Annotated in this window: 16 protein-coding genes and 1 pseudogene; 8 read left to right on the plus strand and 9 right to left on the minus strand. The window is 69.0% G+C overall.

Going from position 1 to position 23,759, the window contains the following annotated elements:
* The first annotated feature begins 138 nt into the window (after window positions 1–138).
* Genes OG496_RS02305 through OG496_RS02315 form a run of 3 tightly spaced genes read left to right on the plus strand, consistent with a single transcriptional unit; the run spans window position 139 to window position 2,739 of the window.
* Window positions 139–1,089, plus strand: a complete 951-nt coding sequence (locus OG496_RS02305; protein ID WP_405969319.1) for an alpha/beta hydrolase — start codon at window positions 139–141, stop codon at window positions 1,087–1,089.
* A 48-nt stretch (window positions 1,090–1,137) separates the two neighbouring features.
* Window positions 1,138–2,205: an alkene reductase gene (locus OG496_RS02310; RefSeq protein ID WP_405969320.1), complete on the plus strand. Its 1,068-nt coding sequence runs from the start codon at window positions 1,138–1,140 to the stop codon at window positions 2,203–2,205.
* A gap of 3 nt (window positions 2,206–2,208) precedes the next feature.
* Window positions 2,209–2,739 (plus strand): SRPBCC family protein, encoded by a 531-nt coding sequence (locus tag OG496_RS02315; protein ID WP_405969321.1) that lies wholly within the window; start codon window positions 2,209–2,211, stop codon window positions 2,737–2,739.
* 310 nt (window positions 2,740–3,049) lie between these two features.
* Here OG496_RS02315 and OG496_RS02320 read toward each other — a convergent pair whose 3' ends face one another.
* The 5 genes and pseudogenes from OG496_RS02320 to OG496_RS02340 all read right to left on the minus strand — a co-directional run bounded on the left by OG496_RS02320 (window position 3,050) and on the right by OG496_RS02340 (window position 6,443).
* A complete protein-coding gene (locus OG496_RS02320; protein ID WP_405969322.1) occupies window positions 3,050–3,223 on the minus strand; it encodes a hypothetical protein in 174 nt (57 codons plus the stop codon).
* 112 nt (window positions 3,224–3,335) lie between these two features.
* The gene (locus OG496_RS02325) at window positions 3,336–3,560 is read right to left on the minus strand and encodes a hypothetical protein (RefSeq protein ID WP_405969323.1); all 225 of its coding nucleotides are present in this window, start codon (window positions 3,558–3,560) and stop codon (window positions 3,336–3,338) included.
* A gap of 56 nt (window positions 3,561–3,616) precedes the next feature.
* Window positions 3,617–4,429 (minus strand): annotated as a pseudogene (locus OG496_RS02330) (IS5 family transposase).
* A 56-nt stretch (window positions 4,430–4,485) separates the two neighbouring features.
* Window positions 4,486–5,295, minus strand: coding sequence for an IS5 family transposase (locus OG496_RS02335; protein WP_405969324.1), 810 nt, complete (start codon window positions 5,293–5,295; stop codon window positions 4,486–4,488).
* Between the two features lie 26 nt (window positions 5,296–5,321).
* Entirely contained in the window at window positions 5,322–6,443 is a 1,122-nt protein-coding gene (locus OG496_RS02340) for a hypothetical protein (protein WP_405969325.1), read from the minus strand.
* Window positions 6,444–6,794: 351 nt separating this feature from the next.
* Here OG496_RS02340 and OG496_RS02345 point away from each other — a divergent pair, with 351 nt between their 5' ends.
* Window positions 6,795–7,097 carry a hypothetical protein gene (locus tag OG496_RS02345; protein ID WP_405969326.1) on the plus strand — a complete coding sequence of 101 codons (303 nt, stop codon included), beginning with the start codon at window positions 6,795–6,797 and terminating at the stop codon, window positions 7,095–7,097.
* A gap of 286 nt (window positions 7,098–7,383) precedes the next feature.
* Window positions 7,384–8,964: a hypothetical protein gene (locus tag OG496_RS02350; protein ID WP_405969327.1), complete on the plus strand. Its 1,581-nt coding sequence runs from the start codon at window positions 7,384–7,386 to the stop codon at window positions 8,962–8,964.
* A gap of 121 nt (window positions 8,965–9,085) precedes the next feature.
* Here the strand turns inward: OG496_RS02350 and OG496_RS02355 are convergent, their stop codons facing one another.
* Window positions 9,086–9,985, minus strand: a complete 900-nt coding sequence (locus OG496_RS02355; RefSeq protein ID WP_405969328.1) for a virginiamycin B lyase — start codon at window positions 9,983–9,985, stop codon at window positions 9,086–9,088.
* A 679-nt stretch (window positions 9,986–10,664) separates the two neighbouring features.
* Between OG496_RS02355 and OG496_RS02360 the strand changes: the two genes are divergently transcribed.
* Window positions 10,665–11,102, plus strand: a complete 438-nt coding sequence (locus OG496_RS02360) for a hypothetical protein (protein ID WP_405976547.1) — start codon at window positions 10,665–10,667, stop codon at window positions 11,100–11,102.
* On the opposite strand, the gene OG496_RS02365 is transcribed toward OG496_RS02360, so the two are convergent.
* The 3 genes from OG496_RS02365 to OG496_RS02375 all read right to left on the minus strand — a co-directional run bounded on the left by OG496_RS02365 (window position 11,015) and on the right by OG496_RS02375 (window position 14,019).
* Window positions 11,015–11,383 (minus strand): hypothetical protein, encoded by a 369-nt coding sequence (locus OG496_RS02365; protein WP_399387722.1) that lies wholly within the window; start codon window positions 11,381–11,383, stop codon window positions 11,015–11,017. The two genes, OG496_RS02360 and OG496_RS02365, sit on opposite strands and share 88 nt — an antisense overlap.
* 140 nt (window positions 11,384–11,523) lie before the next feature.
* Complete coding sequence (locus OG496_RS02370; protein WP_405969209.1) at window positions 11,524–12,867, minus strand: IS630 family transposase; 1,344 nt, start codon at window positions 12,865–12,867, stop codon at window positions 11,524–11,526.
* Between the two features lie 45 nt (window positions 12,868–12,912).
* Window positions 12,913–14,019 (minus strand): hypothetical protein, encoded by a 1,107-nt coding sequence (locus OG496_RS02375; protein WP_405969329.1) that lies wholly within the window; start codon window positions 14,017–14,019, stop codon window positions 12,913–12,915.
* A 411-nt stretch (window positions 14,020–14,430) separates the two neighbouring features.
* Here OG496_RS02375 and OG496_RS02380 point away from each other — a divergent pair, with 411 nt between their 5' ends.
* A complete protein-coding gene (locus tag OG496_RS02380; RefSeq protein WP_405976548.1) occupies window positions 14,431–15,348 on the plus strand; it encodes an NADP-dependent oxidoreductase in 918 nt (305 codons plus the stop codon).
* A gap of 1,080 nt (window positions 15,349–16,428) precedes the next feature.
* Entirely contained in the window at window positions 16,429–23,754 is a 7,326-nt protein-coding gene (locus OG496_RS02385; protein ID WP_405969330.1) for a SpvB/TcaC N-terminal domain-containing protein, read from the plus strand.
* Window positions 23,755–23,759: the final 5 nt, after the last annotated feature.

Here is a 23,759-nt window from a genome sequence, read left to right on the forward strand (position 1 = left end):
GACTGCGCTCTGCCAGACCTGGCAGAGCGCAGCTCCAGCACATTCATGCCGGCCGCAGCCGAATCCTGGCCTGGGACTCCACCGCTCCTCCACATCACACCAGCTCAGACCCATGAGCCAACAAAAGATAGGACAGCCATGTCACTCGGTTTCGACCCCGAGTTCGCCCAGGTTTACGCCCCCATGGCCGAGGCCATGGCGCACGCCACACCCCCGGCGGTAGGCGACGTGCCCGCACGCCGCGCCATATGGGAGCCGATCATCGGTGCCGCCTCGGCGGCCCAGCCGATCCCGACCGACGTCACGACCGCCGAGCACCACGCAACCGCCGACGACGGCACACAGATCACCATGCGCTGGTACGCCAAGACCGGCGCCGCAGCGGGCCCGGCGGTGCTGTTCTTCCACGGCGGCGGCTACATCTTCGGCCACATCGACCTGTTCGACGGACCGGTCTCGCGCTACGTCTCCGCCAGCGGGGTGCCGATGCTGTCGGTCGAATACCGCCGGGCCCCCGAGCATCCGTTCCCCACGCCGGTCGAGGACGCCTACGCCGCCCTGCGCTGGCTGCACGAACACGCCGACGAACTAGGCGTCGACCGGGGCCGGATCGCAGTGATGGGCGACAGCGCCGGGGGCGGACTGGCCGCGGCTCTGTCGATCCTCACCCGGGAGCGCGGCGGTCCGGCAATCGCCCGGCAGATCCTGCTCATGCCGATGCTCGACGACCGCACCACCACGCCCGACCCGTACATCGAGCCGTACCTGCTGTGGTCCTACAACGACAGCCGCACCGCGTGGCCGGCGCTGCTCGGCGAGGCGGCGGGCAGGCCGGACGTGCCCGCCACGGCAGCTCCCGCCCGGCTCGAGGACGCGACCGGCCTGCCCCCGGCCTACATCGAGGTCGGCCAGCTCGATGCCTTCCGCGACGAGGACCTCTCCTACGCGACCAAGCTCAGCCGGGCCGGCGTCCCTGTGGAGTTCCACCTGCACCCCGGTGTCCCGCACGAATTCGACTCCATCGCCTTCACCACCGACGTTGCTCGCCGCGCCATCGCCGACCGCGTCCGCGTCCTCGCCTCCCTCTGACCCCTTACCGCTCCTCTGACAGCTCTGAACAGCAGAAAGCGACATCCCGTGACGCTTTGGACCCCCTTCACCATCGGGGCCATGGAACTGCCGCACCGGCTGGCCATGGCACCCATGACCCGCGACCGCTCCCTGACGGACGGTGCACCCAGCGAGCTCAACGTCGAGTACTACCGGCAGCGGGCCTCGATGGCCCTGATCATCACCGAAGGCACCCAGCCCTCCGACGACGGCCAGGGCTACCTGCTGACCCCGGGCATCTACACCGACGCACACATCGCCGGCTGGCGCAAGGTCACCGACGCCGTGCACGCCGAAGGCGGCCGCATCGTGGTCCAGCTCATGCACACCGGCCGTATCTCCCACCCGGACAACACTCCGCACCAGCGCACGCCCGTCGCCCCTTCGGCCATACAGCCCAAGGGCGTCATGTTCACCACCGGCGGCCCCCAGGAGATGCCCGTCCCGCGGGCCCTCACCGCCGACGAGATCACCGGTGTCGTCGACGAGTTCCGCTACGCGGCGGCGGCGGCCGTCGCCGCCGGGTTCGACGGCGTCGAGATCCACGGCGCCAACGGCTACCTCCTCCACCAGTTCCTCTCAGCCAATGCCAACCACCGCACCGACCAGTTCGGCGGCTCCGTCACCAACCGCATCCGCTTCACCGCCGAGGTGACATCTGCGGTCGCCTCCGAGATCGGCGCCAACCGGACCGGCCTGCGCATCTCCCCCGGCAACCCCTACAACGACATCACCGAGCACGACACCCACGACGTCTACCCGGCACTGCTCGACACCGTCGACCCGCTCGGCCTCGCCTACCTGCACGTCATCCAAGGGCCTGACGAAGAACTCCTCCAGCGGATGCGCCAGCAGTGGTCCACCGCACTGATCGTCAACCGCGCCGGCACCCCGCTCGACACTCGCTTCGCCGATCTCGACTCCGGTCTGGCCGACGTCGTCACGGTCGGCGCCACAGCACTGGCCAACCCCGACCTGCCCCACCGCATCCGCACGGGTGCGCCCCTCAACGAGCCCGACCCGGTCACCTTCTACGGCGGCGACCACCGCGGCTACACCGACTACCCGGCCCTCACCACCACCGCTGCGAGCTGAACCATGACCACTCTCCTCATCAAGCCCGACGACAAGACCGTCACCATCACCGTCCAGCAGCGAACTCTCACGGCGCCCCAGGACGCCTTCCGCATCCTGACCCCCATCGACCTTCCCGCCGTCTTCCGCCCGGTCTTCCCGTTTCCCGGGATCAGCGGTGTGAAGAACCAGACCGAGGCCTGGGACCACGCGGGCGCCCGAAGGAATCCGCAGTTCGACGACGGCTCCCAGGCCCATGAAGAACTCACCGAGTACACGCCCGGATCCAGCTTCGCCTACCAGCTGACCAACTTCACCAACATCCTCTCCCGCCTCGCGGCCGGAGCCCGGGGCGAGTTCAACGTCAACCCCGACGGCGACGGCACACTCATCCGCTGGACCTACGAGTTCAAGCCGCTGCCCGGCCGACGCTGGATCCTCGCCGGCCCCTTCACCCCGCTCTGGCGCCGCTACATGGCCGCCGCCCTCAACCGGTGCGTCCACGTCATCGAAACGGAGAAGAACAGCGAGCCGGTGCCGCCCCGGGCCGGCTGACGGCCCCGAAGCAGCACGACATCAGCATCCCGACCGGGTCGTGCGAACCGAGCTGAGCCCGTGCTGCAACCCGTAGGAGGCAGGTGTCCGGAAGCGGGTGGTGGAGGCCTTGACCTGGCGCCCGTGGGCTTGCTTGGAGTGGCTGAACTTCTCGGCCTGCTCGGCTGATAGTCATGGCGGTGACGCCGAAGAACTGGCCCAAGAAGGCCAGGATGGCGAGTTTGTGCAGGTGAGGCACGGTACCAGGATCCTTTCCGCCAGGGTGAGCTTGGACTTGACGCCGGTGCCGGCGCCCCCCGGGCGCTCGCGCTCACCAGCCTCTGCCGCCGACCGCTTGCCATAGGAATATCGATGATGCCGTGGCGCGAGCGGCGGCGGCTTTGTCGAGTCCTGCCTGTACTTGGGCGCTGTCCACGGTCAGGAGGTCTTCGGCCGGGTCGTCCGGGTCGGCGACCGCACGCAGGTCGAGTCCGACGTTGAGCACGTAAGCGTGTTCAGTAGTAATTCCTTGTCCGAGTTGGGTGGCATCAGCCCGGGATTACACCAGGCGACGTGGTGCTCATGCGGCGCGGTCTGGCCGGCGTCCGGTACCCAAGTCAGTCCCGGGGTTGGAGGCATTCCGCGGGCGGGTTGCGGGTGTTGGCGATCACGGTGTCGAGCCGGTCGCGCGCCGCTTGCAAGTCGGTGATGCGCTCGCTGATCCGCGCGCGCTCGGCCTCCGGGTGGTTCAAGAGCCCGGGCGCCACCGTGCCGGAGTACACACACGGCAGCACCTCGCGCACGGACCTGCTCGGCAGGCCCGCGGCGAAGAGCTGCTGCAACGCTTTTCCGCTGCGCTGTTTGCGGCGTCCACCTCGCCTACGCCGACGCCTCGTAGCTAGGAGGCGCCTGCTTGGGCAAGCCGGCGGTAGCAGATGAGGGTGCAGGCGATGCTGGTGAAGGCCAGGAAGTGGCTGGCCTTGCGTTCGTAGCGACGGTGGAGGCGTCGGCATCCGGCGAGCCAGGCCATGGTGCGTTCGACGGTCCAGCGGTGTCGGCCCAGCCGTTCGCTGGAGTCTTTTCCCTTGCGTGCGATCCGGGGTGTGATTCCGCGGCTGCGTAACCATCGCCGCAGGTGGTTGTAGTCGTAGCCCTTGTCGCCATGGAGCTTGCCGGGCCAGCGTCGCCGTCGGCCGCACCGGGACCTGATCGGCGGTATTCCCTGGACCAGCGGGATGAGGGCTTGGCTGTCGTGCGTGTTCGCGCCGGAGATGCCGACGGACAGGGGCAGACCGGTCCGCTCGGTGATCAAGTGGATCTTTGAGCCGTACTTGCCTCGGTCCACAGGATTCGGGCCTGTCAGGTCCCCCCTTTTCAGGGCTCGCATGTTCACGGAGTCGATTGCGCAGCGGGACCAGTCGAGCTCGCCGCAGGAGCCGAGCTCGTCGAGGACCAGGCGGTGGAGCTTCGCCCATACCCTGGCCCCCGACCACTCCGTGAAGCACCGGTGAGCCGTGGCTCCCGACGGCCCGAACGAGGCGGACGGCAACTGCTTCTAGGTGCAGCCTGACGTGGCTACGAACACGATCGCAGCCAGCACCTCCCGGTCACCATGCCGACGGCGACCTCCGCCCTGCGGTCGGGTCGGCGCCTCCGACACCACCCGCTGGAACAACTCCCCCAGCGCATCCGGCACCAGCCGCTCAATGATCCCCACCGCAGCAACCTAACGGGCATGCCAAATGAGACTGCCTGTTACTGATCGTTTCAGAATGCCTTCCGGAGTCGGCGAAGGCAGATGATTCCGCAGGCCAGCTCTAGCAGCCCCTGGTGGAGATCGGCACGGCGCTCGTAGCGGATCCGCAGCCGTTTGAACTGATGGAGCCAGGCGAATGTGCGCTCGACTACCCACCTGGTGCGCCCAAGGCCCGAGCCGTGTGCGACCCCGCGTCTGGCGATGACGGGCTTGATCCCGCGCGCCCACAACAGGCGGCGGTACTTGTCGAAGTCGTAGCCGCGGTCGGCGTACAGCCGTTTGGGCCGATTGCGGGGGCGACCGCGCAATCCCCGGATACGTGGGATCGCTTCCAGTAACGGGATCAGCTGCGTGACGTCGTACCGATTTCCCCCGGTCACGGAGACGGCCAGTGGAGTGCCGTGCTGGTCGACGATCACATGGTGCTTGGAGCCAGGACGCGCACGATCGACAGGTGAGGGACCGACATGGTCTCCCTCCTTCAGAGCGCGGACGTGAGAGCCGTCAATCGCGGTGTCGTCCATCGCGAGCAGTCCCCATGCTCTCAATTCACCGAGGAGAGCGTTGTGGAGGCGGGGCCAGACACCGGCCTCGGTCCAGTCCCGAAGCCGACGCCAACTTGTCACCCCTGAGCAGCCGACGACCTGAGCAGGAACATCCCGCCACGCGACGCCCTTCCGCAGCACGTAGACGATGCCGGCCAGAGCAACTCGGTCCGGTACCGGCAACCGCCCAGGATTGCGGTACCGCCGAGAACGCCGCGGCGGGAGCAACGGAACTATCCGCTCCCACAGGTCATCAGGAACAAGATCGGCAGACATTCGGCAGATCCTGCCCCGACGTACCTTCAGCCGGAAGTCGTCACATCGGCCGGTGCCTGAAACGACCGACTCTCCCCTCGGTTCCCGAAAGCCGGATACCCCGGCAGCGGGGCCACCTCCCAGCCTCCGGCGACCTCACGCAACAACAACCGCATCGTCTCCGCGAACGCCGGGAACTCCTCCAGCGTGCTCGCCACCTCCCAGCGATGCCTCAGCACCTGACGCCTCGTCGGGACCGGACGCCGAGTCCGGTGCAGCGGCTCGTCCTCCACGGCGCGAGGAAGCATCCTCACCGTCGCGTCCATCGTCCAGACCGCTATGGCCTGCCGCATGCCGGCCTGCCACACCTCGTCCTCGGCCAGCGCCGGGTACACACCGACGACCTCCGCGCGATACGCCTGCTCGATCTCCGCGGCGATCCCGGCCGGCAGGGTGAAGACGCACCAGCAGCTGGAGAACGGCATCCGGCAGTACGCGGCCGTCAGGAACACCGACTGGTAGCAGGCCGCCTCGAAGTCGATCAGCCGCAGCCCCTGTGAGGTGAGCAGGTTGTTGTCGGGACACGTGTCACCCGGGGTGAAGGCCGGATACTCCTCCCCACCCGCTGTCCCGATCCGGGCCAACTCCCCGGCAAGGCCCGGAGGAACTGCGATTCCGGCGCCGTCGAGCAGCGCGAGCAGATCGGTGGCCCTCTGCGCGATCCACGGCTCGTCCCCCCAGGACCGCATGCCCTTGTCGTACCGGGACCACAGCCGCGCGAGATCGGCACGCCGGTGCACCGACGCGGCGGCCAGTTGCCCAAGCCCGCGGGCCCAGGCCAGCAACCCGCTCTCCGCGACCGTCGGATCGCTCCCGAGCAGAACGTCCGCCAGGGTAGGCGCGTTCCCGAGATCCGCCATGACCAGCAGGGGAACCTCGGGGTCCACACCCAGCACCTCGGGACCGGCGATCCCGAGAGACAGCCCAGCGGCCTCAGCCGTGAAGCCACGCAGGGACTCCGGCTCGTTGCCGAACGCCTTGACGATCACACTGCCGCCACCGGCCGTTTCACAACGCAACACGGTGCTACGCGAGCTGCCACCCAGGTCGACCGGGCCGGACAACTCGACATCCAACAGTTCGCCGGCGGCGCGCAAGATCGACTCCACCCCGGCATTCTGCCACCACCACCTCGGACGCCGTAGGCCGCTATGTGAACACCAACCATTTTGAAACGATCAGTTAGACGCCTCGGCCAGCGGGAGGGTCTGTGTCACACCGGGCTGGATCCGCCCCGCCGCGAGCATCCGCAGAGCTTCGGCGAGATACTCACCAATCCACTCGGGAGCCCGCCGAGACCGGACCATGACGGTTCGCCCAGGCCAGCGATCGAACAAGCCCTAAATGCCCGTAGCTTCCCGAGCTGCTGGCCTAAAGATGTGAGTAAAGACCGCGTTGCCCACGGTCCCGCCTCGCTCACATCATTGACCGGTCGATCGCTCTGCCTCACGATGATCGGCGTGCTGTCCATCGCGGATCTTGCCGGCTCGGCTCCGGCAAGCGCTTCTCCCAGCACGGCCGGCGCCGTCTTCTTCAACTTGGTGGGGGTCGGCCTGCTGTGCGCAGGGACTGTCATCGCCACCGACTACAAAAGGGCGGCGTCCCGCTTCTACGCGAAGGCGATGAGTACGCAGCGGAACAGGTCACCCCATATCTACGGCAGTCCTCCGGCGGGGCCGCTGCTCCTCAGAGTGACAGGGCTCTTCCAGTTCCTCGGCGGCACTGGCGTGGCCGCCGTCGGCGTCTACTTCCTCAGCCGATAGTCCCTACGTGTCGCCCGTATGGCTTTTCGGCTTGGCCATCCCTGAACCCTCAGAAACCGCTCGGCAGGGGCCACGTCGGCGTGGGGCTACCGACGGAATTCGGTGACTTGCGGAAACGCGACCTCTGGCCCGTTGGGATCCCACGCTGGTCTGTGCAGACCCGGTGAACTTCTGGCCGTCGGCTGCCGCTGGTCCGGGTGCTCTGGAGGTTCCCAGGGCAGAACCCCTCCGTCAGCTGACGGACACCCGGGCGCAACCTTCCGGTGTTCTGGCGTGTCCACGTTGTGTGCTGACGATACGTAGAACATGGCGGACAGCGGCGGCCGCCGCTTTCGCGACCGCCGTTGTGGCGGTCGCGACCCCGGCCGCGCACGCCGCCCCAACGACGCTCGTCCTGGACGCCCAGGAGAACTACTACCTCCCCGCCGAGGGCGAGGGCCCGAACCTGAACCTCGGCATCACCGCCTCAGGCGGCGACGCCCATGACGTCTCGGTCGCGATCGACGCGTCGTCCCTCGCCGGGAAGGCGACGATGGTGGTCACGGGCGACTGCGTGAGCACCGGCACCCTGAAGGTGAGGTGCGACGTGGGCCCGCTGTCGGGCAAGGAGTCGATCGACCCGTTCTTCCTGAAGCCCACCACGGCCGCCAAGGCGGGGGACACCGGTGCCATCACCTACACCGCCACCGCCTCCGACGCGGCCACCGTGACAGGGAAGACGGACGTCCTGGTCGGCGGGCCCAAGCTCGTCCCCCGGCCCTACCCGGCGCTGAAGGGCATCGCGCCCGGCGCCGTCTTCGAGCGCACCCCGGCCTTCGCCGACACCGGCACAGCCCCCGCCGACAAGGGCGTCATGCTGCTGGTGCAGGACTCAGACGGCGTCTCTCTCGCCCGTGACCACTCCAACTGCCACTACTCGGATCAGTCCGACGTCGGCGCCTGGTGCCGGTTCGACACCCCGGTCGCACCCGGCGCGGCCTACGAGACGGACGCGCCGCTGCGCTACACCGCCGCCAAGGACACGATGTACGGCTACGACACCTACGTCGTGTGGCCGGTCGGCGGCACCGCGCCCGACTCCTTCGACCCGTCCGACTTCCCCGAGACCGGCACCGGCGCGCCGCTCGGCCTGAAGTCCGTCGCCTCCGGCTCCGGATTCACCGGCTCCGGGTACGGCACCTTCGCCACCACCCAGCACGCCGACTACCAGGCACTCGGTGACACGGTCGAGGGCAAGGTCGGCAAGACGGTCAGCATCACCGTGGGCGTGCAGAACAACGGCCCGGGCCGGATGGACTTCCGGTGGATGGACGCCGACAACTCCGGCACGTTCGTGGTGACCCCGCCCGCCGGCACCACCATCACCGGCGCCCCCGGCCCCGGCGAGCAGGGCGACCCCGGGCCGCTGTGGAACTGCACACCGGGCAAGGCCGGCGCGAAGAGCTACACCTGCGACATCGCCAGCACGGACTTCCGGCCGGGCGACTCCGTGACCCAGGAGTTCACGGTGCGGATCGACAAGGTCGTCCCGGGCGCGCAGGGCAGCGTACGGGCGGTGGAGAACCCCAAGTACCCCAATCGTGACGACGACGCGGCGAACGACACCGCGGCGATCGCGGTGAAGGCCACCGGCTCGGCGACATCCAGCCCCTCGCCCAGCGCCTCCGCGTCCCCCTCGGCCACGGCCACCGCGAGCCCGTCCGGCTCCGGGGCGGGAACCAGCAGCGGGACGACGACCGGCGGCGGGCTCGCCGCCACGGGCACGGACGGAGTCCTGCTGCGGGCGGGCACCGCCGTCCTGCTGGTGGCTGGCGGCGCGCTGGTGTTCCTGGCGGCGCGGAGGTCGCGGCTGTCCCGCGGCCGATGACTGTCCTTTGCCACTCAAGTTGGTCCGGAAGAAAGGTTCCGAGGTGGGCGGACTGGGTTGGGTGGCAAGGCGGCCGTCCTGATGGAGGTGTGGAGGTCGCTCCGGCCCGGGAGGTTGGGACTCAGCGTGGTGTGAGCCGGGCGACCGTTCCGATCTCCAGGGCCGTCCAGATGGTGCCGGCCGGTCCCAATGTGATGCCGTGTGGTTCGGAGGATGGGCTGGGGAGATCGTGTTCGTCGATTCGGCCGTCAGCCGTGATCCGGCCGATGCGGTTGGCTCCCCATTCGGTGAACCAGCAGTTTCCGTCGGCGTCGGCTGTGATGGCGTGCGGGCGTGACGCGGGGTCGGGCAGTGCGAATTCGTCGATCTTTCCGTCCGGCGCGATCCGTCCGATCTGACCGGCGCCGATCTCGACGAACCACATGGCGCCGTCGGGGCCGGCGGTGATGCCGACCGGGGCGCTGTCCGGTACGGAAAGCGGGTAGACGGTGACGTGACCGTCGAGTCCGATGGCACCGATCGCGTTCGCCTGGTTCATCGTGAACCACAGTCGGCCGTCCGGGCCGGTGGCGATGCCCGACGGGAAGGCTCCCGAGAGCGGGAGAGGGAACTCGGTGACGTCACCGTCGGGTGTGATGCGGCCGATGCGGTCGGCGCTTGCTTCGGTGAACCACAGTGCCTCGTCGGGGCCGGCAGTGATGCCGAACGGCCCGGCATCCGGCGTCGGCAGCGGGAACGAGGTGATGTCTCCGGTCGTAGTGACGCGTCCGATCCGGTGACTGCGGAATTCGGTGAACCACAGTGCGTCGTCGGGTCCTGTGGTGATGGTCGACGGTCCGCTGGAGGCGGGTTCGAGTTGGTAGGAGGTGACGTCGCCGTCGGTGGTGATCCGGCCGATCCGTCCGTGGTGGACCATGGTGAACCACAGTGCGCTGTCGGGGCCGCAGGTGATTCCGTAGGGGCCGGCGTCGCTGCCGGACACGGGGAATTCTGCGATCGGAGCGGTCGGAGGGCGCAGCATGGGGCGGGTTCCTTCGTCGGTGGGTGGTGGAGTTCAGCGACTGCGGATGCTATCCAGAGGGCTCCGTGACCGCCTCTGGTTAATGCTGCTGGGCGATGCGGTCTCGCCTCAGACAACAGGGGCCTCGGCCTGCGCTCGACCTGGGTGGACTTGATGGATAATCAGCTGGTTCTCTCAGGAACTGTCGGTCCTTGCCATGCTGGCGATCTTCGTAGGGCGCTCAGCGCCAATAGGCCGAACACCAGTGAGGAGGGCGTCCTCGGCAGGTGGGGATCAATCGTGTCCCGCAGCGTTCGCATCGCCAGCGGCGGTTCCGCGCGCCGCGTCTACAGGCAGCTGAACACCAGCGGATGGGGCGGTCGCACGTGACGCTATCGCCGTATTCCTCGCAGGCTCACCTACGCGGCCCCCGCCGTGCCACGCCCGGCGCACACCACCGCGTTGCGCCGACGCCGACGCCTGCAGACCCTGTCCGGCCGGCTGCAGTTTCCCCCGGTACTGATCCGGCCCGGGCCGGACGCCGGCGGCCCGCGTCGAGCTGCGCCGCCAGGCCCGCCCCCTGGGGCGGCGGTCGTGAACCCGCGCCCGGAGCACCTCACGGAGCGGGAGAAGCAGGTCCTGCGGTCGGTGCATACGGCGGTGGATCGCCGAGCATGGGAAGGGCCTGTCGGTCAGGCAGATCGCCGACGCCATCGGGCTCAGCAGCACATCGTCGGTCGCCCACCACCTCGGCAACCTCGAAACGCAGCGCGGCGCCCTGGTCCGCGACGGGCCACGGCTGGCGCACCTGTCGCCTGGTGCGGTGACGCCTGGGGTGCCCCTGCGAGGACATGCCCCCCTACAGGCGAGCAGACCAACATACGAAGCCCAGAACACCCACAGGCAGAGAGAGTTGCAGCACACGCAGGGCGTGAAAGAAGCACGGCCGAACGCAAGGAACGCACCCGCATCCGCATCCGCAGCGAGAAGGGCATCCGCTGGGGCGGACGGCCCGCAGCCACGGCCGCATGAGGATCTGGTCGCCGCGGCTCAGCCCTGGCTGCAGTGGGCAATGAGCTGTGCACCCTCCGCGGTGAGCAACTGTGGCATGAGCCGGCGCAGCGCAGCGGCATGCTGATGGACTCGCTTAAGCATGGCTCGCCGGGTCGGGGCCGAGCCGGGAACGTCTTGAGCGGGACCGCGTCTGCTCAGGACATACAACTCGTCCAGCCATACGCCCCTGGCCCTCACGCCGTCCGATGTGACCGGGGCGACGAGCGTCGTCACAACGGGCTCGTGCATGTTCAGGAACCAGACCTCCACGTCCAGGCCGGAGCTGTGGAAGAGAAGTCCGTTGTCGGTTTGCTCCGGGCCCGAAAAGCCGACGTCCTCGACCAGGAACGCGAACTCAACGCCCACCTCCGTCCGGAATGCCTCGGCCAGATCCCCCCGACTCCCCATTCTTCGATACTCCGAGATCGTCAGCGCCGGCGGAAGACCCAGACCCGGTGGACCTTGGCGGTCAGAGCACTAGTGTGCTGCGCCAGAAATCCTGATGGTTAGTTCTGCTCGATTTTCTGGCTGACGGTTCCGACCTTGGTGAGGTAGTCGGCGAGGGAGTTGAGGATCTCGTCGGCGGTCTTGGTCCAGGTGAAGGGCCGTGGGTTCTCGTTCCAGGTGTCGATCCATGCGGTGATGTCGTTCTCCAGGGCCTTCACGGAGGTGTGGACGCCGCGGCGGATGAGCTTGTCGGTCAGCAGGCCGAACCACCGCTCGACCTGGTTCATCCAGGAGGAGCCGGTGGGGGTGAAGTGGATGTGGAAGCGCGGGTGTCTGCTCAGCCACGTCTTGATCTCGGCAGTGTTGTGGGTGGCGTAGTTGTCGCAGACGATGTGGACGTCGAGTCCGGTGGGCACCGCCTTGTCGATCCGGACCAGGAACTTCTTGAACTCAATCGCACGATGACCTCGGTGGAGTTGGGATATGACGGTGCCGTCAGTGATGTTGAAGGCGGCGAACAGGCTGGTGATGCCGTGCCGCAGATAGTCGTGGGTCCGGCGTTCGGGCATGCCCGGCATCATCGGCAGGACCGGCTGCGAGCGGTCCAGTGCCTGGATCTGGGACTTCTCGTCCACACAGAGCACCACCGCCTTCTCTGGCGGGTGGTGGTACAGGCCCACGACGTCGACGACCTTGGCGACGAACCGCGGATCGGTGGACAGCTTGAAGGAGTCCTGCAGGTGGGGCTTGAGGTCGAACCGCTTCCAGATCCGGCCGATGGTCGACTTCGACAGGCCGGTGCGCTGCGCCATCGAGGCCCGTGACCAGTGCGTGTCCCTGCCCGGAGTGGACTCCAGGGTGGCCACGATGACTTCCTCGACCCGGTCGAGGAGGACCGAGGGCGGCCGGCCCGAGCGGGGCTCGTCGTGCAGACCGTCGAGGCGTTCGGCAACGAACCGGGCCCGCCAGCGGTCCACGGTCGACCTGTCGATGCCGAGGTCGGCCGCGGCCTGCTGGTTCGTCCCGCCCTCCGCGCAGCGCAGCACGATCTTGGCCCGCAGCGCGAGGAACTGGGCGGTCTTCGCCTGCCGCGCCCACTGCGTCAGCTGCCTGCGCTCAGCCTCGTCCAGGACCAGGTCGGCCTTCGGCCGGCCGATCCAGCCGGCGTCCTCAAGCCCGGCCATCCGCTCCGCGGCGAAAGCCCGCCGCCACTTGCCCACCGTCTTGGCCTGGACACCGACGACCCGCGCCACCCCCGCGTTTGACATGCCGTCAGCGCACGCCAGGATGATGCGGGCCTTCTCGGCCGAGCGCCGGTGCGGCAATTCCGTCCGGCGCACCAACTCGGCACGCTCGGCCTCGGACAGCGTGATCTCCACAGCAGAAGGCCCGGGATGCGACATGCCAACAGGGTAGTAACTAACCATCAGGATTTCTGGCGCAGCACACTAGAAGAGGTGCGCCGAGGTGCCCTGAATGAGGTTCTCGAGAATCGTGCGCAGCCACGGGCTGCGCACGGCCGGTAGCCGGACCAAGGTGTGCTGGAACGTTCCCCCGTCGGCCCGGAACAGGCAGTTGGGGAGCAGCGGGAGCGGGTCGTCGCGGAGGACGTCTTGGGGTATACGGCCCGAGGCGGGAACCGGCAAGTAGGGCTGGGGAGAGACCAGCCACAGCCACACTCCCAGCGGTAGGGGTACCAGGTATGCCGGCGCAGTCGGGTTGGCTGGGGTCCAGGCCTGCCCCGTCTGGGGATGGACCGGTACGAGGAGGATGTCGGCGCCCTCGTCCGGGGAGGGCTGTCCCGGTCCAGCCAGGACGGCGCGCCGCTTCGGGAGGCCTGGGGGCAACAGGGCGTCGAGCGCGCGTTGGAAGACGCCCGCGCTCAGACCGCCAGGGACCTTCACCGGCTGTCCTTGGGAGGCGACCAACAGGTGGGCGAGCGCTTGGCCGGCTGCCGCCTCCCACTGCGGACTCCACGACCAGTAATGGTTCCGCCCCAGCCGTCCTCCCCACGTGGCGATCGGCTCGAACGGGGGCGTCGTCTCCCCCTTCTCTGCCAACTCCGCCCAAGAGAGGGGCGCAGCGTGGATACCGTCAACAGGGACGCGGTGCACGGCGTCCGAGCTGAGCCGCACTGCCTGCCAGAGCGAGCAGTCGTCGACTCTGGTCGCCACCGGGAGGCCACATGCTGCGCAGGCCATGTTGGGCCCGTCGGCTCCGTCGAGACCGCAGCAGGCACCGCCGCGCTTCTCAGGAATCAGCCGGGTTCCACGGATATCACCGGGCGCAATGACACTCGCCCCGGTCATGCTGTCGGACAGGGCGTGGACCGGCGCGTAGATGCCGCGCGCCTCCGCCTCACCCGGATCGATCTCGTCCCACATCCGCCACGGCCCTCCCCAAGGGTCCGGGTCCACGGCAAACGTCCCTGACTGCATGAGCACCGGAAGCTGAGCACCGTTCCCGTACTTCTGACGGGCGTGGACCGGCAGCGAGACCTCGGACAGCGGGGTGGTCAACTCGGCACCGCATCCCGCACACACGAAAACGAACAAATATCCTCCGCCTGAGAAACAGACGCATCTTCGCAGCCCGCCGGCACCCGGCCAACATGTTTTCTCATCCGCTGCGGGAACGGCACCTGCCACCGGGCTCTACGAAAAAAGGTAATGCCGAAGCGACCTTCGGGTTCCAGTGGCGCAACGCCGACGACGATCCCCCAGTGAGTGCAGGGAACGAAGGGCTGAACTCCAGAGTGGCCCAAGGATCTGCCTTGGAAATGGACCACACTTCTGGGCTACTTCGCTCCTAGGGTCGGAGACATGACGACGAGCGCATAGCAGTCCGGCCGACACCGTCCAGATCGCCGGCCGCTTCCTGTCGGCCTCGCCGAGGTGATGTCGGACGGGCTTTCCATCCCTGCAGGATTTCCACCGAAGAGACAGATGATCGAGGAAGTGATTCCCATGAAAGCGATCGTGGTGACGGACCAGGCCGCGGGAACGGCCGGGATGACTCTGGTGGAGCGACCCGAGCCGCAGTCAGCGATCAACGATGTCGTCGTTCAGATTCACGCGTCGGGATTCGTCCCGACCGAGATGGAGTGGCCATCGACCTGGACCGATCGCGCCGGCCGTGACAGGACACCGTCGATCCCCGGCCACGAGCTGGCCGGAGTGGTCACCGCCCTCGGCTACGGCACGACGGGACTGTCGGTCGGGCAGCGGGTGTTCGGCCTCGCCGACTGGCACCGTGACGGCACCCTGGCGGAGTATGTGGCCATCGAAGCACGCAACCTCGCACCACTTCCCGGCGACGTCGACTTCACGGTAGGCGCGTCCCTGCCGATCTCAGGCCTGACCGCGTGGCAGGGGCTGTTCCAGCACGGCCGCCTTCAGGCCGGCCAGACCGTCCTCGCCCATGGCGCGGCCGGGGCAGTCGGGACGATGGTGACCCAGCTCGCACGTGAGGCCGGCGCCCATGTCATCGGCACCGGACGCGCCGCGGACCGTGAGAAGGCACTCGGCTTCGGCGCGCATGAGTTCGTCGACCTCGATCACGACGCGCTGGAAGACGTCGGCGGCGTCGATCTGGTCTTCGACGTCATCGGCGGCGACGTTCAGAAGCGGTCCGCCGACCTGATCAAGGCTGGAGGAACGCTGGTGTCGATCGTCGGCCCGGTCGAGGCGCGGCCCACTGCCGGCCTGGCGGTGGACTTCGTCGTCGAGGCCGATCGTGCCGAACTGGGTGAGATCGTGCAGCGGGTGCGGGACGGACGACTACGGACGAACATCGACAACGTCTCCACCCTCGACGATGCCGTCAGCGCCCTCAATCCGACCGAGCGACGCAAGGGAAAGACGATCATCCGCGTTCGACCGTGAGGGACGGCGAAGGGCCGACGGCCGACGACTGCCTCGAAGAACACGCATCCAAGTGAGTACAGGCCGAAGCAGTGGCCGACGGTGCCGGACAGCCCATTCGACGGGCGACTGATAAGTTCCGTCACTGAACCGACGCAGACAAGAACGGCTGCAACACCCGCATGGAGGTCCTCAAAGCCGAGCCGGCCACCGCCCCGACCCAGGGCCCCAACTGCGTCCTGAACAGCGGCAGTTGATACTCGCCGTACGACGACCAATACCTCGACAGCGCGACGAAGACGGAGTTCGGCGGACCGGGCCGCGTGGAAAACCCAGCAGTCGCCGTTCGTGATCGGTGCGCGGAGTTGGAGGACGACTTCGGCACCGTCAAGGCCCCAGCGGGCGCCGGTGATAGCGAGGCGGTCGGTGATCAGGTGTCGGCAGGCGCCTGCGACCGCAGGTGTGATGTCGGGCCGTTCCGAACGGGGTGGCGTGGGGCGTGCGAGGCGGCGGAGGCGGAGCCTTCGGTCGCCGCCTCCGATGTCGCGCCGGTGGGGGCGTTGTCTGCCGAAATGACGCTCGTGGCTCACTTCCTGATGAGTCGTCAGATGTGTCCTGGGGTCGGTTGTGCCGGCGAGGACTCTCCCCGGGGACGGCCTTCCCCGAGTTCAGGGAGAGGCTTTGCCTACGGTTGATCCTGGTGCGGGCGCTGCTGACGATCGGCGTGGGGCCGATGGGGAGGCAGGCCCTCCGGTCCGCTGAGTGGCACAGGGCGTGACAGGCGCCTCCTGGGAGCACCACGGTGGCCGCGGACAGCCCGACAGGACAGTCCCGACGCCAGGCGGGGGGCGGAGGGGAAGCGTGCCAGCCAACTGATGCTCACGGCCAAGCCCCGGCACGAGGAGCCGGAGCACGTCCGGAGGTACATCACGGCATGGACAGCAGACGTAGCGGTACCGGCTTCCTTCCGGCTGAGGCGATGTCCGCCACGGCCCCTGCCGCGGCCGGACTTCCCGCTCATGCGGCAGGAAGTCACGACTGGACGCATCACGGGGCTGATCGCTCGTGGGGTTCGGCCCTGATGGAGCGGGGGGTCGGCGGATGAGTGGGGGAACGGAGTCCGCTGCGGAGGGCGCGGTGATCTCGCTGCCGAAGGGTGGCGGCGCGGTCAGCGGCGTGGGAGAGAAGTTCGCTGCCGACCTTTTCACCGGTACGGGTAATTTCACGGTGCCGATCGCGGTTCCGGCCGGTCGGTCGGGGCTGGCACCCCAGTTGGCGTTGGGCTACAGCACCGGCAACGGGAACGGGCCGTTCGGGCTGGGCTGGCAGCTGAGTCTCCCGGGGGTGTCCCGCCGCACGTCCCGGGGGATTCCGCGGTATGCCGATGCCGTCGGGCCGGGGGCCGACCGGGCCGATGTGTTCGTCCTGTCAGGGGCGGAGGACCTGGTGCCGGTCCAGGGCGGTTACCCCGGGCGCGTGCGCTACCGGCCCCGTACCGAGGGCCTGTTCGCCCGGATCGAGCATGTCAAGGACGGCTCCGGGAACTACTGGGAGGTCCGCGGCAAGGACGGTCTGCTCACCCGTTACGGCACGCCCCGCCCGGCCGGTGCGGACGCCGGCTGGCGCGATCCGGCGGTGACGGCCGATCCGGCCGACCCGGGCCGGGTGTTCGGCTGGCGGGTCACCCTGACCCAGGACGCCCTGGGCAACCTGATCCGGTACGAGTACCTGCCCGACCGGGGCCAGGAGCTCGGCCACCGGTGGGACCATCCGCTGATCGCCCGGATCTCCTACGGCGACTACGGCGACCGCGCCGACCCTTCCTTCCTGATCGAGGTGGACTTCGGCTACGAGCCGAGGCCCGACCCCTTCTCCGACCACCGGGCCGGGTTCGAGCTGCGGACGTCGCTGCGCTGCCGGACCGTACGGGTCACCACGCACGCCGCCGACGGTATCGCCCGGGTGGCGAGGGAACAGCAATTCACGTACCGGCAGGCCGAGTTCAACGGGGTCTCACTGCTGACCCAGGTGGACGTGACCGGGGTCGACGACCAGGATCCGGCGTCCGGACAGGCCCCAGCGACGGAGGCTCTGCCACCGCTGACCTTCGGGTACTCGGGCTTCGACCCGGCCGGCCGCCGGTTCCGGGAGGTGACCGGGCCCGGTCTGCCGGCGGTCGCGCTCAGCGACCCGACGCTGGCCCTGGTCGACCTGCACGGCACCGGACTGCCCGATGTGGTCGAACTCGGCACCGCACGGCGGGTCTGGCGCAACATGGGCGAGGGCCGGTTCGAGCTTCCCCGCCGGATGACCGAGGCACCGCCGCTGTCCCTCGCCGACCCCGGTGTGCGGTTCATGGACGCCGACGGCGACGGCCGCCCCGACCTCGTCGTCTCCGCCACGGTCCCCGGCTCGAAGGCCTCGGGCGCGGTGACCGGCTACTACCCGATGACCTTCGCGTCGGGCTGGAGCCACCGCTCGTTCCAGGCCTACCGGCAGTCACCGGCGGTCGCTCTGGCCGATCCGAGCGTCAAGCTGGTCGACCTGGACGGTGACGGTCTCACCGACGTACTCCGTTCCGGCACCCGCCTGGAGTGCTGGTTCAACGATCCTGACCCGCGCAAGGCCTGGCAGCGCACCGCGGTCGTCGACGGCACCGGACCGCAGGTCGATCTGGCCGACCCGCGGGTACGGCTGGCGGACATGACCGGCGACGGCCTCCAGGACATCGTGCTGCTCCGCAACGGCAACATCGCCTACTGGCCGAACCTGGGCCACGGCCGATGGGGCGCCCGCGTCACCATGAGCCATGCGCCCCGGCTGCCCGACGGGTACGACCCGCGCCGGGTGCTGCTCGGTGACGTCGACGGCGACGGTGCGGCCGACCTGCTCTACGTCGACCGCGGTCGGGTACAGCTCTGGGGAAACCGGTCCGGCAACGCCTGGACCGAGCAGCCGGTCACCATCACCGGTACCCCGGCCGTGACCGACCGGGACTCCGTACAGCTCTCCGACCTGTACGGCACCGGAATGGCCGGGCTGCTGTTCAGCAGGGCCGCGGACGCGTCCGGGAGACCGCGGCTGCGGTTCCTCGACCTCACCGGCGGCGTCAAGCCGCACCTCCTCCACGAGATGGACAACCACCTCGGCGCCGTCACCCGGGTCACCTACACGACGTCCACCCAGGAGTACCTGCGCGACCAGCGCGATCCGGCGACCCGCTGGCGAACCACCCTGCCGTTCCCGGTCCAGGTCGTCTCGCACGTCGAGGTGACCGACGCGATCTCGGGCGGGCGGCTCAGCACCGGGCACCGCTACCACCACGGCTACTGGGACGGTGTGGAACGGGAGTTCCGCGGCTTCGCGATGGTCGAGACGCTCGACACCGAGACCTTCCAGGCGACCCCCACCACGGGGCCCGGCGCCGTCCCCGACGGGCACTACTCACCCCCGACGCTGACGAAGAGCTGGTTCCATCCGGGGCCGGTCGCCGCCGACGAGCCAGGCGACTGGACCGAACTCGACCTGCGGCACGAGTACTCCCCCGCCGACACCCCGATGCTGCCCCGCCCACCGGCCCAGAACATCTTCCTGGCGGCCCTGCCCGCCGGCGCCCGCCGGGCCGCCCTGCGGACCCTGCGCGGACAACTGCTCCGCACCGAGCTGTACGCCCTGGACGGCGCCGCCCGCGAGTACCTCCCCTACACGGTCACCGAGTCCGTGTCCGGAGTCCGCGAGGAGTCACCCCCTGCCACAGACCGGCCGGTGGACACCCGGGAACGGATCTTCTTCCCGTTCTCCCTCGGCAGCCGCACCACCCAGTACGAACGCGGCAACCAGCCGATGACCCAGTTCGCCTTCCCCGCCGGCTACGACGCGTACGGCCTGCCCACCGGACACCTGGCCGTCGCCGTCCCGCGAGGCCGCGACCCGATGACCACCACCGCCACCGCGCCGCCCCAGCCGTATCTGGCCACCTACGCCACCACCGAATACGCCGTCCGCGACGACCTCGACCGCTATCTGGCCGGCCGGGTCGTCCGGGCCACCAGCTACGAGGTGGTCAACGACGGCCGCCCGTCCGTGGCGGACCTCTGCGACGGACTCCTCGCGGGCCTGCCTGCCGCGGGCGTGTCGCTGCGCGTGATCGGGCACGTCCGCACCCACTACGACGGGGACGCCTTCGCCGGGCTGCCGCTCGGCACCCTCGGCGACCACGGGCTGCCGGTACGCACGGAGTCCCTGGCCTTCACCGACGGCTTCCTCGACGAACTCCACCCCGCCGGTGACCCCCTCGCGGTCGGCCCACGGCCCGTGTACCTCGCCCCCGGCGGGGTCACGGCCTGGCCCGCCGAGTATCCGCCCGAGTTCCGCGCCGCCCTCCCGGCCCTGGGCGGATACCTGCATTACACGGACACCGACGTGCCCGGATCGCCCGGCGGGTACTACGTGGCCACCGCGCGCCGACGCTACGACGTGCACGATCCCGCCCGGGTGGGGCGCGGGCTGCAGATCGCGTCGCTCGACCCGCTGGGCGCGGAGAGCCGTATCGACTACGACCGGCACGACCTGCTGCCGGTGCTGTCGGTCGATCCCGCCGGGCTGGAGACCGCCGCGGTGCACGACTACCGCGTGCTGCAGCCCCGCGAGACGACCGACGCCAACGGCAACACCAACCGCGTGACGTTCTCCCCGACCGGGCTCGTCACCGCCCACTACGTGAGCGGCAAGAACGGTGAGGGCGACCACGACGCGCCGAGTACGCGCCTGACCTACGACCTGCTGGCATTCGCTGAACGCGGCCGGCCCGCGTCCGTACGCACCGTCCGGCGGAAGCACCATGACACGGACACGGACGTCCCGGCCGCCCAGCGGGACGACGTGATCGTGTCGGTGCAGTATTCCGACGGGTTCGGCCGACTGCTGCAGACCCGATCGCAGGCGGAGGACACCCTGTTCGGCGATCCGACGTTCGGCGGTGGCGTCATCCCGGCCGAGGACCTCGCCCCGGTCGGTGACACCACCGGGCGCACCCGTGCCCCGTCGGACCCGGACAACGTGATCGTCTCCGGCTGGCAGATCTACGACAACAAGGGGCGGGTGGTGGAGAAGTACGAGCCGTTCTTCTCCACCGGATTCGACTACGCGCAGCCTCTCGACGCCCAGTCGGGACAGAGGACGACGATGTTCTACGACCCCCGGGGGCAGACGGTACGGACCCTGAACGCCGACGGCGGCGAACACCGCGTCGTCTTCGGAATCCCGGCGGACCTGAGCGTGCCCGAGGTGTTCACGCCGACACCGTGGGAGTCGTACGCGTACGACTCGAACGACAACGCGGGCCGCACCCACGGTGACGCGGCGGCACGGTACCGCAGCCACTGGAACACCCCGGCCAGCGTGGAGATCGACGCGCTGGGCCGCACGGTGCGGGCGGTCGCCCGCAACGGCGCGACGAGCGCCGACTGGTTCACCACGAGATCCGTCTACGACATCCAGGGGAACCTCGTCTCGATCACAGATCCGCTGGCCCGGGTGGCGTTCACCCACCGCTACGACCTGGGCAAGCGGCGCTGGCGGCTGGACAGCATCGACGCCGGGCGGCACGACATGGTGCCGGACGCTCTCGGCAACCCGATCGAGAGCCGTGACAGCAAGGGCGCCCTCAGGCTCGGGGCGTTCGACGTGCTGCACAGACCGATGAAGGTGTGGGCCCGGGACGACGTCAGTGGCACCGTGACGCTGCATCAGGTCGACGAGTACGGCGATGGCGGCACCGCCGGCCAGCCCGCGGCGGACCGGGCAGCCGCCCGTGCGCTGAACCTGCTCGGCATGCCGGTACGCAGACGCGACGAGGCCGGGCTGGTGACGGTCGCCGCGGTCGACTTCAAGGGAGGCGTCCTGGAGTCCACTCGCCGGGTGATCGCCGACGCCCCTGTCCTCGCCACCTACGCGGCGGCGAGGGCCAAGGGCTGGCAGGTGGTGCCGTTCCAGGTCGAGTGGACACCCGGAGCCGGACAGACCCAGGCGGCACGCGACGCGACACTGCTCGAACCCGCCGGCTATGTCACGACGACGAGCTACGACGCGCTCAACCGCATCGTCCGGCACCTCTTGCCGACCGACGTGACAGGTCATCGCGGCGAGCTGCGCCCGGTGTACAACAGGGCGGGCGCCCTTGAGGCGGTTGCGCTCGACGGCACGGTCCATGTGCGGCGGATCGCGTACGACGCCAAGGGCCAGCGGGTGCTCATCGCCTACGGCAACGGCGTGATGACCAGGTACGCGTACGACGTGCACACGTTCCGGCTCGCCAGGCTGCGGACCGAGCACTACACGTCGGCGGACGGTCCGGCCTACCGGCCGACCGGAGGCGCCCCGGTGCAGGATCTCGGCTACGACTACGACCTGGTCGGGAACGTCCTCGCCATCCGCGACCGCACGCCGGGCAGCGGCATCCTCAACAACCCCGACGCGCTGGCCGCCACGGACCCGCTGCTGCGCAAACTCCTCGGCAGCGGTGACGCCCTCGACCGGCGATTCGTCCACGACCCGTCCTACCGGCTGCTGTCCGCGACCGGACGGGAGTACCAGTCACCGCCCATCGGTGACCCGTGGATCGACCTGCCACGCGGCACCGACGCGACGAAGGCTCAGCCGTATGCCGAGTCGTACGCCTATGACGCGGTGGGGAACATGTTGGGCCTCCTCCACCGCGGCACCGGCGGATTCACCCGCGCGTTCACCGTCACGGCGGGCAGCAACCGACCGCAGCGCATGGACATCGGGAAGACGCCTTATTCCTATGCGTTCGACCCCAACGGCAACTTGGTCTCCGAGACGACGTCCCGGCATTACTCGTGGAATCACGCCGACCGGCTGAAGGCGTTCGCCACGCAGGTCACGGGCGCCGAGCCCTCGGTGCACGCCCAGTACCTGTACGACGCGGCCGGACGGCGCGTCAAGAAACTGGTCCGCCGCCAGGGCGGAGCCGTCGAGGTGACCCACTACCTCGACGAGATCTTCGAACACCACCGCTGGGCCGCCGCGGCGACCACCGAGGGGTCGGCCGCCGCGGCCGTCCCGGCGACGGAGAACAACCACATCCACGTGATGGACGACCGGCGCCGTGTGGCCCTGGTCCGCTCCGGCCCCGCCCACCCCGAAGACCGCGGCCCCGCCGTCGCCTTCCCGCTCACCGACCACCTCGGAAGCAGCACCGCCGTGCTGGACGGCGCCGGAACCCTCACGAACAGCGAGGAGTACACCCCCTACGGAGAGACCAGCTTCGGGAGCTACACCCGCAAGCGCTACCGCTTCACCGGGAAGGAACGTGACGAGGAGAGCGGGCTGACCTACCACGTCGCCCGGTACTGCTGCCCCTGGCTGGCCCGATGGATCAGCTGTGACCCGCTCGGCTCGGAGGCGGGACTCAATCTGTACCAGTACGTCCGCAGCTCCCCGCTGGGCGCCGTCGACCCCTCCGGTGAGCAGCCTCAGCAGCCCTCCAACCCCGACAACCTCGGCAACATAGCGCCCTACGACAAACAGCCGAAAGCCGGCCGGGACGCCTCGGGTGCCAGAACGACCGAAAGCGAGCACGTGGTCCACAGGGCCGGTTCGAAGGCGGTCACTCACGATGCGAATACCGGTACTTCGGACTACACGGACAGTCATTACCGCAAGGACACCACGGTGAGAATCGGCCGGGACACCGCGCTGGACAAGACCCACGCGAGTCGTGGCGGGGCCAATGCGGACAATGCCCGGGCCGCCGGCCTCAAAGCGAAAATCCAAGCGGGGCAACCGATCAACTACCGCGAGGATGTCTTCCTGCCGTCAGTCGACAACGCGCACAGGGCTGCGGCCGCCACGAATTCACCCGTGCCGGCTCATAAGATCAACGAGGCCGCTCTCGCCCAGGACGGAAACCTGTTCGCGATCCACACCGCGGAACAAGCGGGGCGCACCGTCGCGAGCCGTGGCTACGGAATCGCCGATCATCCCGACACGCTGGAGTTCGATCTCAACTCCGGGCCGTCGACTCCGGCACGACCGACCGCGGTTCCTCCGGCCGGGCCCGAGCTCACGGCCTTCCGGAAGTTCGTCTCACCCGAGAGCCTGGCCAAGGGGCTGGAGATCGGCGGCTACGCCGCGTTCTCCTACGAACTGGCCACCGCGAAGACGCCGACCCAGGTCATGAAAGCCACCACGAACTTCATGGGCGCGACGGTGGGCGGTTCTGTCGGCGCAGGCGTCGCGGGAGGCGTGGGCCTGGCCCTGTGCGGGCCGTGCGAGCCGGTGTTCCAGGCGGGAGGAGCGGCAGTCGGTACATATGTCGGCGGACACGCGACCGAAATCGCCGATGAAATCGACTGGAAAGAGACCGCATTCGTCGGCCTCATGGTACTTGCCTGTTTTCTGTGAGCCGT

Source organism: Streptomyces sp. NBC_00988 (assembly GCF_045162645.1).
In the GTDB taxonomy this organism is placed as follows: domain Bacteria; phylum Actinomycetota; class Actinomycetes; order Streptomycetales; family Streptomycetaceae; genus Streptomyces.

Excerpts from the sequence above, each read along its gene's own strand:
- OG496_RS02335 (WP_405969324.1), bottom strand. The coding sequence starts at position 5,295 with ATGTCTGCCGATCTTGTTCCTGATGACCTGTGGGAGCGGATAGTTCCG.
- OG496_RS02385 (WP_405969330.1), top strand. The coding sequence starts at position 16,429 with ATGAGTGGGGGAACGGAGTCCGCTGCGGAGGGCGCGGTGATCTCGCTG.
- OG496_RS02315 (WP_405969321.1), top strand. The coding sequence starts at position 2,209 with ATGACCACTCTCCTCATCAAGCCCGACGACAAGACCGTCACCATCACC.
- OG496_RS02370 (WP_405969209.1), bottom strand. The coding sequence starts at position 12,867 with ATGTCGCATCCCGGGCCTTCTGCTGTGGAGATCACGCTGTCCGAGGCC.
- OG496_RS02380 (WP_405976548.1), top strand. The coding sequence starts at position 14,431 with ATGAAAGCGATCGTGGTGACGGACCAGGCCGCGGGAACGGCCGGGATG.
- OG496_RS02355 (WP_405969328.1), bottom strand. The coding sequence starts at position 9,985 with ATGCTGCGCCCTCCGACCGCTCCGATCGCAGAATTCCCCGTGTCCGGC.
- OG496_RS02305 (WP_405969319.1), top strand. The coding sequence starts at position 139 with ATGTCACTCGGTTTCGACCCCGAGTTCGCCCAGGTTTACGCCCCCATG.